This is a genomic window from Methanothermobacter sp. (assembly GCF_030055435.1).
Taxonomy (GTDB): domain Archaea; phylum Methanobacteriota; class Methanobacteria; order Methanobacteriales; family Methanothermobacteraceae; genus Methanothermobacter.
Genome location: NZ_JASFYG010000004.1, coordinates 184,181 through 199,064 on the forward strand (window position 1 = coordinate 184,181; position 14,884 = coordinate 199,064).

At 49.7% G+C, this 14,884-nt stretch carries 15 protein-coding genes; 8 read left to right on the plus strand and 7 right to left on the minus strand.

What is annotated here, in order from left to right; all coding sequences use genetic code 11:
- Positions 1 to 66: 66 nt before the first annotated feature.
- Positions 67 to 837, minus strand: a complete 771-nt coding sequence (locus QFX30_RS06215; protein ID WP_300489680.1) for a hypothetical protein — start codon at positions 835 to 837, stop codon at positions 67 to 69.
- Between the two features lies 1 nt (position 838).
- Positions 839 to 2,191: an FAD-dependent oxidoreductase gene (locus QFX30_RS06220; RefSeq protein ID WP_300489683.1), complete on the minus strand. Its 1,353-nt coding sequence runs from the start codon at positions 2,189 to 2,191 to the stop codon at positions 839 to 841.
- Between the two features lie 194 nt (positions 2,192 to 2,385).
- Here QFX30_RS06220 and QFX30_RS06225 point away from each other — a divergent pair, with 194 nt between their 5' ends.
- The 6 genes from QFX30_RS06225 to tusB are packed head-to-tail and all read left to right on the plus strand — an operon-like array spanning position 2,386 to position 5,139.
- A complete protein-coding gene (locus tag QFX30_RS06225) occupies positions 2,386 to 2,778 on the plus strand; it encodes an arsenate reductase ArsC (protein WP_300477629.1) in 393 nt (130 codons plus the stop codon).
- A complete protein-coding gene (locus QFX30_RS06230) occupies positions 2,779 to 3,426 on the plus strand; it encodes a DUF166 domain-containing protein (protein ID WP_300477628.1) in 648 nt (215 codons plus the stop codon).
- Between the two features lie 57 nt (positions 3,427 to 3,483).
- The gene (locus tag QFX30_RS06235; RefSeq protein WP_300477627.1) at positions 3,484 to 3,849 is read left to right on the plus strand and encodes a DsrE/DsrF/TusD sulfur relay family protein; all 366 of its coding nucleotides are present in this window, start codon (positions 3,484 to 3,486) and stop codon (positions 3,847 to 3,849) included.
- Position 3,850: 1 nt separating this feature from the next.
- Positions 3,851 to 4,207, plus strand: a complete 357-nt coding sequence (locus QFX30_RS06240; RefSeq protein ID WP_300489686.1) for a DsrE family protein — start codon at positions 3,851 to 3,853, stop codon at positions 4,205 to 4,207.
- Between the two features lie 9 nt (positions 4,208 to 4,216).
- Positions 4,217 to 4,816: a (Fe-S)-binding protein gene (locus QFX30_RS06245; RefSeq protein ID WP_300489688.1), complete on the plus strand. Its 600-nt coding sequence runs from the start codon at positions 4,217 to 4,219 to the stop codon at positions 4,814 to 4,816.
- Positions 4,816 to 5,139 carry a sulfurtransferase complex subunit TusB gene (tusB, locus tag QFX30_RS06250; protein ID WP_013296528.1) on the plus strand — a complete coding sequence of 108 codons (324 nt, stop codon included), beginning with the start codon at positions 4,816 to 4,818 and terminating at the stop codon, positions 5,137 to 5,139. The genes QFX30_RS06245 and tusB overlap by 1 nt, the downstream gene beginning before the upstream one ends.
- A 74-nt stretch (positions 5,140 to 5,213) precedes the next feature.
- Here the strand turns inward: tusB and feoB are convergent, their stop codons facing one another.
- The 3 genes from feoB to QFX30_RS06265 form a co-directional block, all read right to left on the minus strand.
- Complete coding sequence (gene feoB / locus QFX30_RS06255) at positions 5,214 to 7,169, minus strand: ferrous iron transport protein B (RefSeq protein ID WP_300489693.1); 1,956 nt, start codon at positions 7,167 to 7,169, stop codon at positions 5,214 to 5,216.
- Between the two features lies 1 nt (position 7,170).
- The gene (locus QFX30_RS06260) at positions 7,171 to 7,401 is read right to left on the minus strand and encodes a ferrous iron transport protein A (protein ID WP_300489696.1); all 231 of its coding nucleotides are present in this window, start codon (positions 7,399 to 7,401) and stop codon (positions 7,171 to 7,173) included.
- Between the two features lie 131 nt (positions 7,402 to 7,532).
- Complete coding sequence (locus QFX30_RS06265; protein WP_300489699.1) at positions 7,533 to 11,540, minus strand: cobaltochelatase subunit CobN; 4,008 nt, start codon at positions 11,538 to 11,540, stop codon at positions 7,533 to 7,535.
- Positions 11,541 to 11,777: 237 nt separating this feature from the next.
- Between QFX30_RS06265 and QFX30_RS06270 the strand changes: the two genes are divergently transcribed.
- Both QFX30_RS06270 and QFX30_RS06275 read left to right on the plus strand, forming a co-directional pair.
- Positions 11,778 to 12,089 carry a ferredoxin family protein gene (locus QFX30_RS06270; protein WP_300489702.1) on the plus strand — a complete coding sequence of 104 codons (312 nt, stop codon included), beginning with the start codon at positions 11,778 to 11,780 and terminating at the stop codon, positions 12,087 to 12,089.
- A 132-nt stretch (positions 12,090 to 12,221) separates the two neighbouring features.
- Positions 12,222 to 12,371: a hypothetical protein gene (locus QFX30_RS06275; protein WP_300477616.1), complete on the plus strand. Its 150-nt coding sequence runs from the start codon at positions 12,222 to 12,224 to the stop codon at positions 12,369 to 12,371.
- 34 nt (positions 12,372 to 12,405) lie between these two features.
- Here the strand turns inward: QFX30_RS06275 and QFX30_RS06280 are convergent, their stop codons facing one another.
- Both QFX30_RS06280 and glp read right to left on the minus strand, forming a co-directional pair.
- Positions 12,406 to 13,563 carry a site-2 protease family protein gene (locus QFX30_RS06280; RefSeq protein ID WP_300489705.1) on the minus strand — a complete coding sequence of 386 codons (1,158 nt, stop codon included), beginning with the start codon at positions 13,561 to 13,563 and terminating at the stop codon, positions 12,406 to 12,408.
- A 74-nt stretch (positions 13,564 to 13,637) separates the two neighbouring features.
- Positions 13,638 to 14,852 carry a gephyrin-like molybdotransferase Glp gene (glp, locus tag QFX30_RS06285; protein WP_300489708.1) on the minus strand — a complete coding sequence of 405 codons (1,215 nt, stop codon included), beginning with the start codon at positions 14,850 to 14,852 and terminating at the stop codon, positions 13,638 to 13,640.
- Between the last annotated feature and the right edge of the window lie 32 nt (positions 14,853 to 14,884).

Genomic DNA, 14,884 nt, shown 5'->3' on the forward strand with positions numbered 1-14,884 from the left:
TTTTTCTTATCCCGCCTGCCGGGTAAAACAGAATTTTTATGAATTGAATAAAATCAGAGCCCTGTACTATTTATTATAAAGGTTGGCGTAGGATGGTTCAGACGCTATTTCCCCCACTATCCTCTCTGCAAGTTCAAGTGATCTTTCACTGCCATCAACCAGTATGTAAAATGCCCCCTCGGCACCGCAGACTCCTCCAGCTGCAACAGGCTCTGCAGATCCGCCTGTTAGAAGTTCCAGGGCATCAACCTCGGTGAATACCCTGCCGGGTATTGGAAGCATCCCGGGCCCCTCGGCAGCTGCTGAGTTGAGTTTGAGTGCAGTAGAATCAAGGTCCCCGGGTATTATCTTCTCAAGGCCCACGGGTACTATAAGCCCTGTTTTTCTGCCCACAGCTGCCTGGAGTGCAGCAATTACCGTGCCCCCCATTGGGTGGCCTATGTAGACAGCGGCCCTTCCTGATTGATAGTCGAGGGCGTTGGCACCCTTGAGTATGAGGTCCCCCCTTCCAAGTTCGTCTGCAACATCAAATATTTCAAGACCACGTTCCCATCTGCCGTCTCTGATCACGACGTCGCCTGGAAAATCTGTGCCCATCCGACCCATATCATCCCTGCTGATATTTTCGGGGACTGTTATACCCCTGTGAAAGCCCCTTCGATCAAATCCATCCTCACCGATTCCTGCCAGGATCTCCTCTGCTATGTAGCCATTGGTTGTCCCTGCAATTATAACGAGGGTTCCATCCTCAAGAACCCTCTCCACCTCTGGGTGCTGAAGCATTCCCCTGGCAATCAGGCGTTTACCCGCCGCAGGGGTAATGAGAAACTGCCTCATTTCAATCATCCTGCTTGCTGTTCACCCTTTTGAGTTTTTCACAGGCAGCCTCCGCTGCGAGGATTATGGGGTCGATGACCATTGAAACAGGGGGTGCATACGAAAACTCGGTCCAGGCAAGGTCTGAACATGTGAGTCCCTGTGATATTGCAAGTGACATGGTGTCAACCCTTTCAGCCACCCTCTCCTTTGCAACCATCTGGCACCCGATTATCCTTCCCTTGAGGTCACATATCATTTTCACATCAATTCTCTCGGCGCCGGGATAGTATCTGGCCTTTGTAAGGGCCCTCTTCTTTCCTGAGACCACCTTTATCCCGCTCTGGAGTGCCATGACCTCTGTGAGTCCAACAGCACCGAACTCGAGTTCACCTATCTTTGATACCATGGCGTTGAGGACCGGCCTGAAGGTTGCATCAATACCCACTATGTTCCTTGCAGCCACCCTGGCCTGTCTCACGGCAGTTGATCCCAGTGGTGACTGGGTCCTGAAGCCTGTCACGGCATCGTAGACCTCAACGCAGTCACCGACGGCATAAATGTCAGGTACACTTGTTTGCATTCTCTCATTGACCTTCACTGCCCACTGTCCCAGTTCGCATCCCGCCATCCGCGCAAGTTTTGTCTCTGGCCTCACCCCTGTTGCGAGGACCACCAGGTCGGCCTCAATGCACTCATCTCCCACAGCAACCGCCTCGACCCTTTCGTCTCCGGTTATCCTCTCAAGTGCCTTTCCAAGGACAACCCTTATCCCCTTCTCCTCAAGGTACTCCTGTACTATGGCTGCCATGTCCGGGTCCAGGGAACGTGGGACGATCTGTGGCAGCATCTCTGTCACGGTGACCTCAAGCCCCATTTTCAGGAGCCCATATGCTATCTCAAGACCTATGAGCCCTGCGCCCACCACCACGGCTTTTTTACTTTTGGAGGCCCATTCACTTATCCTCTCACCATCTGTGAGTGTCCTTATGGTGAACACCCCCTCAAGGTCAACCCCCTCCACCGGTGGTATGAATGGAGAGCCCCCTGTTGCAAGGACAAGGACGTCGTAGGGTATTTCCTGGCGTTTACCATCCTTCACATAGGTCACGGTTTTTTCATGGGAGTCAACCTCTTCCACCTCGGTTTCTGTGAGGATATCTATGTTGCGTTCCCTGTAGTCCTCTGGCTGGTGCATCACTATATCATCAAAGCACTCAACCTCCCCGCACATAACGTAGGGTATGGCGCAGGGTGAATATGCCACGTGCTTGTCACGGGTTATAACAGTTATCTCTGCATCCTTATCATATTTTCTTATGTTTGAGGCCGTTGAAAGTCCCCCGGCCCCTCCTCCAACTATAACAACTCTCATTTATTCCTTTCTCCCTCAGAGTTATCACTTATGGTTTTATTTTTTATCTCATAAATAACTCAGATATATTTATAAATTTGAATTTATGAATAGATTTTCAGTGCACTGATTTATGTCCCAGAAACTGTAAAGGGAACCACTTCGATGCATTCAGTGCACCGATTTATGTCCCAGAAACTGTAAAGAGGATCACCATGAAGAAGAGGGTTCTTTTCATATGCAGAAACAACTCAGGAAGATCCCAGATGGCTGAGGCTCTTCTCAGGAACATGTATGGGGAGCACTACCATGTCCAGAGTGCTGGAAGCCAGCCAAGGGAAATCAACCCCCTGACAGTGAGGGTCATGGAGGAGATTGGAATCGATATGAGCTCCCATAAGCCCACCGACCTCAGGGAACTCGAGGGTGAGGAGTTTGATTTGGTTGTGAGTCTCTGTGATGAGGCATGCCCTGTATTCCTGGGGGGTAAGAGGTACATGCATGCGGAGTTTCCAGACCCTGCAGGTGGGGATATAGCCAGATTCAGAAGGATACGTGATGAGATTGCAGAGTGGATAAGGACTGAATTCAAGCCGGAGGATGATTGAATGGTAAGGGTTGCAATAGTGACAGACGGCCCCTACGGTGAAAGGGCCCATGAGAACATAGGTGAGGAGTTTGAAACAGATTTCATTGAACTCAAGGCTCCCTCAGGCATATTCGCAGATGAAGTTGAAATACCAGAGGAAAAGATTGAGCAGATAGTATCAGCGGATATCGTTATAACCTACATCCTCCACCCTGACCTCACACTTGAACTTGTGGACCGCATCCACAATAATGTTGACTGGATAATAGTGGGTGCCTGGAGGGGTGAGGGCTTCAGGAATCAGCTACTGGGCTACGGGAATGTCACAGCACCAGAGAACATGTGCGACCTTGAGGAGAACGGGAATCCGTCCTTTGATGAATTCGTATCAAAATTTGGAAAGCCAGTGGTTGAGGTTGATGTTGAAGAAGACAGAGTAAAGAACATAAGGGTCCTCAGGTGTTCACCCTGCGGTGCAACACGGTTTGTTGCAGAGGAACTTGTTGGGACTGAGGTGAAGGATCTGCCTGTCCGTGCAGGTCTTAAGATACAGCATTACCCCTGCAGAGCCGCCAAGATGAGGTTATTTGCAGATGATGAGTGCAAGAAGGAGCTGGCGGCCAGAATCCACTGTGAGGCCTTTGAGAGGGCACTTGAAAATCAGTGAAAACTATCATTATTATTCATAATAAATTATTTATTTTATGGATACGAAGATAGATCCATGGAGAAAAAACTGCTCACAATAGTCCTCCTGGAGGGGCCCTACCGTCACCAGTATGCTGACATAGCATCAGAACTGGCAGAAAGCGCCATTAAAAACGGGTACGATGTTAACATATTCCTTTACATGGATGGAACACATGTACCGAAAAGGGACCAGGCCCCCCAGTCATTCCCCAATGTTGCAGAAAAATTCCGGGCCCTTGTACGGTCCGGTGTTAATGTGATATCCTGCATAAGGTGCTCCACCGCAAGGGGCTACACCTGTTCAGAGAAGCCCTACATAAAGGGCGTGGAGATAAAAAGTGTTTATGAACTGGCAGAATGGATAAAGAAAAGCCACCGTGTGATAAGTCTGGGTTGTTAAAATGAAATCCTCACTCATAATAATAGACAGGGCCCCCTACGGATCTGAAGATGCATTCAGTGGTTTCTACGTTGTCATAGCATGTCTGAACAGTGGCCTTGACTCTGATGTTCTCCTAATGGAGGACGGTGTCTACGCTGCAGTTGCAGATCAGAAATCAGAGAGCATATACTACCCCAATGTGGAGGAGCTCACATACCTCATATTTCCAGAGGGGAGCATACTGGTACACGAGGGATCCCTCAGGGAGAGGGGGCTTGTGGAGGAGGACCTTGTTGAGGCTGCAGAGATAATAAACGATGAGGAGCTCCATGAGATAATCTCTGCAAAGGGTGAAACCGCAGTTATCAGGATATGAGGTGCCATTATGGAAATGGATGATGTTAAAAGGGAGCTCATCCCTGATGGGCCCCTTGTAAGGGAGGTTACACTTAAACAGGTTAAACCATGCATTGCAAGTGAGGGGAAGATAAGGGTCCTTATGGAGCTTGACTCTGAAATCGGAGACATCATCCCCCTCCTGGCAAATATGTATCCGCCGGGTGCTGTGAATTATGTTAAGAAGAAAAACATTCTCACCCTCACCATCTACGACAGGCTCATAAGCCTCTACCCCTCAGGGAAGGTCAGCATGAACAAAACCCATGACGTGGATGAGGCCTTTGATATCATAAGGAGGATCATGGAAAGGATAAACCAGGCACACGAGGCCTACATGAGGGGTGTGCGTGGAAAGGACGTGGAAAGCATTGGGCCCCTCGATATACAGAGGTGCCTCCCTGGCAGCAACTGTGGAGAATGCGGTGAATCAACATGCATGGCCTTTGCAATGAAGCTCCTGAACGGTGAGCAGAAACTCGATAACTGCCACCCCCTCAAGGAGCCATGGATGCAGGAGAATGTCCATTGCCTTGAGAAACTTCTTGGTGAGCAGCTCATGGAGACACTTGGGTGGAGCGGTTACTGATGGGTTCTGTTGGGTTCCTTGTAACTAAAAGTCCATCTGAACTGGGTTTCAGGACATTCCTTGACCTTGTGGGGATATGGAGGGAGGATGAACTCACCGTATACCTCATATCCAGTGGTGTGTATGCTGCAATGAAAAAAAACAGGTATTCCCACACCATCAGAGAACTGTCAGAGACCGAGGCTGTTTTTGCAAGGAAGGAAGATCTAATGGCAAGGGGCATAACCCGTGACATGCTCATCGATGGTGTGGAAATACTTGAGGGTTTTGACAGGATAGTTGTGGATATCATGGAGAAACACCGGATGGTCTTCACCATCTAATCTTTTGGTTTTACAGGTTTTCTTGCGCCCTTTATACCTCCACGGGAGACCATGATTTCACCTCCATTCTGTGATCATAAACCAGTCAGAGTACCTGCCGTGTAGACAAGGAAGGAAGCAACCCAGGCAACCAGCAGGGAATATGCGGGGGAAAAGAGGGCCCATTTTGTACCGGCCTCCTGTTTTATTACGGCAAGTGTTGCAAGGCAGGGGGTGTAGAGCAGTATGAATACCATGAAGGAGAAGGCCTCCAGTGGCGTGAAAATCCGCTGAATGGTTGCTGCAACATCACCGGTGCCGTATACCGTCCCGAAGGTACTTATTACAAGCTCCTTTGCGGCAAAACCGAATATGATTGCAACCGCAGACTGCCAGTCCCCAAAGCCCAGTGGCTGGAAAATGGGTGCGATCACTGACCCTGTAATCCCCAGGATTGATGATGAAACGTCGCCTGCCGGGAAGTTTGATAGGAACCATATCACCAGAGAACCTGCCAGTATGATGGTCCCTGCCCTCTTTATAAACTGAACACCCCTCAGGTAGGTGTGTATGAGCAGTGCCTTAATTCTCGGCACCCTGTAGGGTGGAAGCTCCATGAGGAACAGTGACCTTTCACCCCCCACGATTCTATCACCAAGTAAGCGGGCGGTCAGTATGGCCACCACTATTCCAAGAATGTAAAGTGAGAATATCACCCAGCCCTGGTAGATAACCGGGAAGAGGGCTGCTGTGAATAGCACATAGACAGGGAGCCTTGCGCTGCATGACATGAAGGGCAGTATTAGTGCCGTTATTATCCTCTCCCTCTCAGAGTCTATCGTCCTTGTGGCCATGACGCCAGGTACGCAGCATCCAAAACCCAGCACCATGGGGATGAATGACCTTCCACTGAGACCCGCCAGGGTGTTCATCACACGATCCATGACAAATGCCGCCCTGGCAAGGTAACCTGAATCCTCAAGGAATGACAGGAGGAAGAAGAGGATGAATATGTTTGGTATGAAGACCAGGACCGACCCTACACCACCTATCACCCCATCAGATAGGAGAGATGCAAGCAGGGAATCACCCATAATACCATGAACCGTAGCTGCAAGGTATGAAAAGGCGGAATCCAGCAGGTCTGTCAGTGGGGCCCCTGCAGTGAATGTCAGCTGAAAAATCAGCCACATCACCCCAAGGAGTACCGGAAGGCCAAGGTACCGGTTGAGCGCAATTCTGTCAATAATCTCTGAGCCTGTAACCCGATCCACTGGGGGCTTTCTGAGTGTACTCTCAAGGAGGGCCTCTATAAGCCCATACCTGGCATCGGATACAATTACGTCGGCCTTCACAGAGTATTCATCCTCAAGGATCCTGCGAATCCTCCTGAATTCATCATGAACTTCCTCCCCGACCATTGAGGCCACCCTCTCATCGCCCTCAAGGAGCTTTATGATGATCCATTGTGGTGGAAATTTGATTTCACTGCCCCTGATGAGTTCATATAGTCTGCTCAGAGATTCATGTCTCAGGAATTCATATCCTGGGGTCCTGGGTTCGTCTTTACTCCATTCGATTACCCGTTCAAGGAGATCATCCTGCTCGCCTTCAGTTGCCTCGATCCTCACAACAGGCACACCAAGGAGTTCCTCAAGCTTCCCATAGTCCAGAATGTAACCCCTCCTCTCGGCCTCGCGGTTGAGGTTCACTGCGATGATGGTGTTAAGGCCAAACTCCATTATCTGGAGGGCAAGGTAAAGGTTTCTTTCGAGATTGGATGCGTCAACAACGTTTATCACAAGATCAGGAGGCTCCTCAAGGAGGTAATCTATAACCACCCCCTCCTCTGGAGAACCGGCTGTGAGGCTGTAGGTTCCGGGGAGATCTATAACCTCAAGGTCACATCCCCTGAACTGGAGGTGGCCCTCCTTCTTTTCAATGGTTTTGCCTGGCCAGTTGCCTACGTGCTGGTTTAGACCGGTGAGGCTGTTGAAGAGGGTGCTTTTACCAACATTGGGGTTTCCTGCAAGGGCTATTTTCAGTGACAAGCTAATCTCTCCTCACCCTTATCCTTGAGGCCTCCTTCCTGCGGATGGATAAGGGGTGGCCCCTGACCCTCACCTTGAGTGGGTCGCCGAGGGGTGCAACCTTTTCAATGGTTACCCTGGAGCCCCTGACGATCCCCATTACCGTGAACCTGTGCTTTATCTTACCGGCAATATCAACTGAGGTGACCGTTACCATCTCTGATTCGGATATTCTATCGAGTGTAGTTTCCATGACACCACCTTTTTAGGTATTCCTAAAATTTAGTTATACCTAAACCCCCATCATATATAAATTTTTAGGTTTTCCTAAAATGGGTTCCATGGGGGTGAAAATAGGACAATAAAAAAATAAAAATTAGGGATTTAATTTCTTCCCTGATAGAAGTATCCTGCTCCAAGGAGGCATACAATTCCTATGATACCAGCAAGAGCATAGAGCGGTGTCTGGGTGCTTGCTGAACCGCTCTGACTTGAAGCAGCAACCTCATAGGCCTTACCTGACTCACCGGCAGGTTCTGACTGTGAAACCTCACTGGCCTCAGATGACTCACCAGAACTGGCAGTCACACTGGGTGCGGAACCTGATCTTCCACCTACTGAACCTGATGACGGTGCACCGGTCTCTCCGGCGCCATTGCCATCGCTATCTGTTCCTGTGGAGATATCAGACCCCGTATCAGATCCAGGCACATCAATGGATTTGCCTGTGGCTGCGGCCATTGCACTTGCAAACTTCCTCAGGGCAGCCTGGTTAAGGGAGGAGAGCTTCACAACCCACTCATTGAAGACGATGTTGGCACAGGTATGGTGACAGCAGACAACACCATACTCATTGACCGCCGAGATATACTCATCTGCAAGCCTCTGAAGCGTTGCTGAATCAGCCCTCCACAGGCCCCTCCTGCTGGCCTCAAGAAGCCATGCCACGGTGGAAGCATACGAGTAGGGCTGAACACTCCTGAACCTGTCCCTCACAGAGGAATCAAGGACATAGGTCTCAGCGACCCTCTGCCACATCCAGTCCTGTACAAGTTCAGGTGTAACTGCGCTCCACCCGAAGAGGTGTCCTATCTCCTTTGAGATCTGATGCCCCCCTGAGAATCCCTGGCTGAGCATTCCCTCAATCCATTTGGGGTTGTAGGTCCTTGTCCTCAGTTCAGCTGCAAGAAAATCTGAGAGTGTCTCAATCCTCGGGGTGAACCTTGTGTTGGCAATGTAGGATGCAACATTCTTACCTGACATTGCCCTTGCAGCCATTGTGAGCCCTCCAAGGTACTGGTAGACATCATCGTTGTCCAGGACCCCGTAAACACTGTCCCTCACCTGCACGGTTGCATCTAGATTTGATAGCTGCTTCATGAAGACATCCTTTGCATCAATGGCGTATAAGTCCTTTCCATAGATGAATCCCATGTGGTTAAGGTAGGTTTCAACGAGCTGTGACTGGTTGTTCCACTTGGCAGTGGACTCCACAACAGCAGGTATCCCTGTACCGTAACTTCCAGGTGCGCTGCCGAATATCCTTGCCCCTGCAAGTGTATCTGCCATTGGCAGGCCCCTGGCGGTGTAATTTGTGAGATCCTGAAGGTAGTGTTTTCTGAGATAGTTCTGGTTCACCGGTTCATCCAGTTTCATCACAAGCCTTATTGCCTCGTCCATCCTGTCTATACTGTAGGCAAAGGTATCCCTAAAGAGCCCGCTGATGGTTACAATGACATCGATCCTTGGCCTTCCCAGGGTTGCAAGGGGGGTCACGTTGATCCCTGTGAACCTTCCTGACTTATCCCATACCGGCTCAGCACCTATCAGTCTCAGCACCATGGCTATTGTCTGTCCATTGGTCCTCATGGTTTCAATGGCCCAGAGAACAACCCCAACGGTTTCAGGGTACCTGCCATTCTTTGCAAGGTAGTCTGCTATGAGATCATCGGCCATCTTCTTACCGATCTCCCATGCAGCCCTATCCGGTGCCAGTCTGGGGTCAAAGGAGTAGGAGTTCTTACCTGTCGGCAGTAGATCAGGTATCCTGATGGGGTCGGCGCCTCTTCCCGGCTCAACGAATCTGCCCTCAAGGGCCCTCAGGAGATTGCTGATCTCACAGTCACTGGCCAGCTTCTCCCTTATGGCGTTCCTGAACTCTGTGGTGTTACGTGTCGCCGGGTCAAAGCTCACAATGGCCTCAACCATTGCATCAAGTAGCTGACCGCTCAGTGGTTCTCCGAATACATGCAGACCGTAGGGTATCAGTGTTGCTGAAAGTTCATCGAGTCTGTGTTCAATCCTGTCAAGGGCCTCCTCAAAGGATGCGTTGAGGTCAAGGTTCAGTTCCCTGTGAAGGTCCAGTTTCACCGTGAGGTTCTTTATCTCCTCTGCAATTATCAGTTTACGCTGGGGATCCTCTGATGAGTGGTAGCTGTTGATCTTGTGCTGGAGTTCAGCCAGGTCACCGTAGAGTTCACCCACAACCATGGGTGGAATGTTGTGGTTGATGAGCACCGCATATCCCCGCCTCTTGGCCTGTGTTCCTTCACCGGGGTTGTTGACGATGTAGGGATAGATGTGGGGAAGATCACCTATCATGACGTCTGGCCAGTCAAGTGAGGAGAGTCCAACGGATTTTCCTGGCAGCCACTCAAGGGTTCCGTGTGTTCCGAGGTGTATAACTGCATTGAAGTTCTTCTGAAGCCAGAGGTAGAATGCCAGGTACTGGTGGTGGGGTGGGAGCGTGGTTGAGTGTATGAGGTCAGCTGCGTCCTCTCCAAAACCGCGCATTGGCTGTGGTCCAAGGAATACGTTTCCAAGCATCACGCCGGGTATCACGATGCTGCCATTGTATACCATCACGTTCCCTGGTGCTGGCCCCCAGGTTGCTGTTATGTTGTTCCTGAGGGCTTCAGGAAGGAGGCTGAACCATGCCAGGTATTCTGATACTGGTATGGTCACTGCACCTGCCTTCACAACCTTTGCAAGTTCCCCTGGGGCCCATGACCCCACATTGAGGCCCGGTCCAAGGAGTATGCTGATTACCTCTGCAGTTGACTTTTCATCCACCGTGTAGCCCGCTGCCTTCATGGCCCTCAGTATCGTGCTTATGCTCTCTGGTACGTTGAGGTAGCTGGCACTTATGCCATCCTTACCACCGCCTATGTTGTAGTAGATGAGGGCTATCTTCTTCTCTGAGTTTGAAAGTTCCCTCAGTTTCACCCAGTTGATCATTCTCTCTGTGAGCCTCTCTATCCTGTCGGGTATGGGTACGTAGTATGTGTATCTCAGGCCTGTCTGAGGGTCAACCATCTCTACGCCGCCACCGATCATGATTGGCTCTATTCTCCCATCAATCTCTGGCAGGGCTATCTGCCAGTAGACCTCGGATGAGAGTCCTGATATGCTCTCGTTCCATGTTTTGAGGTTTGACGCATATACCGCTGAAAGTGCGGGCACATCAAGTTCCCTCAGTATGCTGGTGGAGTTCACCGGATCCCCGTTGTAGAGGTTGAAACCCATACATGTTATGAGGCCGCTTATTCTCGGTGTCCTGTTGCCATCCAGGAAGAACTTCTCTATGACATTCCTCTTTGTTGGTGTGTCCGCTGCAAACCCGAGTATCACATTGTAGCCCTTGCGCTCGAGGCTATCAACTATCGCCGTGTGCATCCTCATGTCGCTTCCACGGTAGTAGGTGTCAAAGGTCAGGATACCTATCCATGGTTTTCCCGGCTTGTAGTGTCCGCTCTGCACATACCAGGAATAGTACTGGTCCCAGCTGGTGAACTGCTGTGCTGAGTCAGGATGGTAGACAAAGGACTTTATGGCTGGAATTGCTGTGAGGTTCTCCCCTGTTCTGAGCTTCATCCCCACATCCCTCAGAAGGAGAAGCATCATCCTCCTGAAATTTTCAGGGCCCCCCTGGTCCCATATATTCTTAACAGTTGCATTGTCCTCGCCTATCTGGGGATAGCTCTTGAAGGTGTTCCCTGTTCCTATGGCTATGATCCTTCTTGCTGATGTGACGTTGAGGATCTGGTTGACCTTTGCAACCGTGTTTGGACTGCTTATCATCTGTATAAGTATCACGTCGGCCCTTCTGCCAGCCTCAATGGCTGCTGCATCGATCTGCGGGTCGTTTCTCAGGAGTTCATCATTGGTGAACATTGAGAGGTTGAATCTGTAGCCGTTCTGGCCTGCCAGTTTATACCCCTCCACTATCGCCTTTGTACTGGATGTTGACCCGGTCAGTATCAGAAGGTTGTAGTGGGATGAGTTCTCTGCAATAACGTCCCCAGTGGTGTTGCTGCTGTTATCCGATGCTGAAACACCTCCTGTAAACATGAGTGCAATGATCAGAATTAATGGAATCACTGATCTTCTCATCTTTTCACCTCCATTTAATTTTATTTTAAATCAAATATTGTTGAATTAAGATTTATATAAAATTTGCTTTAATAATAATAAAGTATATTTTAATATACATCCATGAATTCAAATATATTGAATAACATATAGTCTTATGATACCCCCAAATCCATTGAGAGGTCAGACACAGCTGACCGGAATGTTGTGGATTTATAGGGAGTTTCAATGAACTCATCAAACATCTGGGTGATGGAAATGCCATGGTTTGCTGGATATCCACGTGAAAAAATAGAATGGTACCCCACAATAGACCTTGAAAAATGCGTAAAATGTGGTATGTGCATGAACTGTGGACAGAAGGTCTACAGATGGACAGAAGAAGGACCTGTGGTTGCACATCCCTACAAGTGCGTTGTCGGTTGCAGCACCTGCGCAACCCTCTGCCAGGGAAACGCAATAACATTCCCTGATAGGGAAAAATTGAGGGATCTCTACAGAAAAGAAGGTATCTGGGCCAAGGTTAAAAAAGAACTGCTCAAAGAAGGTAAACTAAACCCTGAAGAGTGATGGATTTCTTTTAAAGCTGGGTCACTGAAAAATCTAATGGGCTTACTGTCTTAAGGCAGTGAGATTGTGCATAAACCCTTCTCAGGTCATTGACCCAAAAAAATACACTGATGAACCAACATATCCTTATCCATGACAAAAAAGATGGTCGGGGTAAGGTGCCAGTGCCATGAGCCCCCTGCCAGGGAGAGCGGCATGAGGACGGTTATGTGTCCCCGCTGTGGTAAGGTCTACAGGACCGATAAGGAAGACGATGTCTGCTTCAGCTGCCAGAGGCGCTGATCAGAACATCGGTCGGCAGCGTATAGCTCAGCTATCAGAACATCATCAGGATACCACGCCCTGTACCCCAGATTATACTCACCGCTATGATGAGTATAACAAATATGGAGACATAGCTGACCGCCGGTTTAACAATCCTCTCCGGTAACCTGTAGCGCAGGAGCTCCTCAAACATGAGGCCTCCATCAAGGGGCTTGGCAGGCAGAAGGTTCACAGTACCCACTGCGAAGTTCAGGAAGAATATCCAGAAGAAGAGCTCCTCCAGGTATGTGAGTGCAAATGGCAGGGTGCCTCCAAAGACAGATGCCACAGACTCCCTCACCTGCAGGTGGTTGCTGGTCCGGATACCCATGTAGGCCCTGCTTGAGTTGTTGGGGTTTCTGCCTGTCTTAAGCCTGAATGTCCCCTGATCAGTGTCTATTGTGATAACCTCGCCCACCCGTATCCTCTTAAGGGCCATTCCATATGTGGTGAGGTTTGTGGTTGGCATTCCATTTATGCTCTCAATAACGAGGCCCGGTTTGAGGACCTCACTTGCAGGACTTCCAGGGACCACACTATCTATCTGAACACCATCGGCCTGAAAGGCCGCGGGCATGGCATATGCTGAAATACCAAAGAAGAGTGCAAAGCATATACCCGCAAGTATGAGATTGGCCACTGACCCGGCGGCATATATCCTCAACTTTGAAATAGGGCTCACCTTCTTGATGTCATCCTCATCAGGTTCAACGAAAGCACCCGGAAGTATTGCCAGAAGAAGGAGGCCAATGGATTTTATGCGGACCCCCTCAACCCTTGCAAGTATCCCATGGGCGAATTCATGCACCACTATTACCGTGGCAAGGCCCACTATACCGTAACCCAGAGGCACATAAACCGGTGACCCTGGTATGTCAACACCCGGCACGATGAGTGATGCCTGTGGAGTCACAAATATGTTCTGAAGGGACATCACCATAAGGTAGAGCATGTAAAACATGAAGAAGAACGCCACAGGGATGCCTGCATTCAGTATCCACCTCCAGAGTCCTGGGTGGCCTGACGCGATGCTGTCGATGAATCCCCTCATCCTCTTTGTTCTCCGCAGGAGGAGGGGTCCCTGTATCTCAATCTTGAACCTGTCCCTGAAAAGAACAGCGAGTGTCCATATCAGGATAAATGCGATGACGTAAAACCACAGTGCATTCATATTACATAACACCTGTTTTAATGGTTGTTGAAGCGCTCATATAAAAGCTACCATTCATATGTGCTGGGATGGTTTCAGAGTGTCATTGAATCAAAGAGGAGGACCTCACACTCCTCACCTTCAGCTATACCCTCAAGGTTCTCATCTATTACTATGTAGGCATTTGACTCCACCATTGACCTTATTATACCCGAACCTCTGCTCTGGACAGGTTTAACTATTCCGTTGTCTGCACTTGCCCGTACGTATTCCGTCCTGCCGGGTCCAGATGCAACCTTGCCAAGACACCGCCCCTTCACTGTCCTGTGACTGTAATCCAGGTGCTGCATCCTGAGAAGATAATACCTTGCAAGGACATCGAACTGCACCATGGCAGCGACAGGATACCCTGAAAGCATGAAAACAGGTTTACCTTCAACAATTCCAAACGCCACAGGTTTTCCTGGTCTAATTGCCACCCCATGGAATAGTACGTCGCCAAGGCTGTCCACAGCATCCACAACCACATCCCCACGGCTCACCGCTGTTCCGCCGGTTGTTATGATCATATCATGTTCCTTCACTGCCCCTCTGATTTCATCCACTATGATATCCATGTCGTCGGGGGCGTGGATAACCTCTGCCTCTCCACCTGCACTCTCTACAAGGGCCTTGAGGGTGTAGAGGTTTGAGTTGGGTATCTTGCCTGGTTCAAGGTCCGCTGAAGGTTCCATGAGTTCATTACCTGTTATTATCACCTTTACCGAGGGCCTTTTATACACCCTCAGCTGGCTGTAACCGGCCGATGCCGCCATGGCAATTTCTGCAGGTCTTAGGAGGGTTCCTTTACTCAGAACTGTATCCCCTGCCCTGAAATCCTCGCCTGCCGGTGCCACGTTCTCTCCAGGAAATACCGGTCTTACAACACTGATCTCAGGTCCTGAACTGACAGTGTATTCCTCCATGACAACAGCGTCCGCTCCGCTGGGTATGGGGGCTCCTGTTGCGATTTTAACAGCCTCCCCCCTACCCACATCCACATCAGATACATCCCCCGCCCCTATGGAGTCGATGACAGTGAATCTTGATGGATTCTCAGGGGAGGAACCGAATGTGTCCTCGGCCCTAACCGCGTATCCATCCATCGCTGACCTGTCAAAGGGTGGGGAGTCAAATCTGGCTTTTAAATCCTCCGCAAGAACCCTTTTATGGGCATATAGCAGATCCAGGGTTTCAGTATCAGTTGATCTCTGATTCTCATCAAGAATCCTGAATGCATCCCTCACTGGTATGAGTTCTGATAGAAACATGTGACCATCACCGCTTAAGTACTGTTTATACT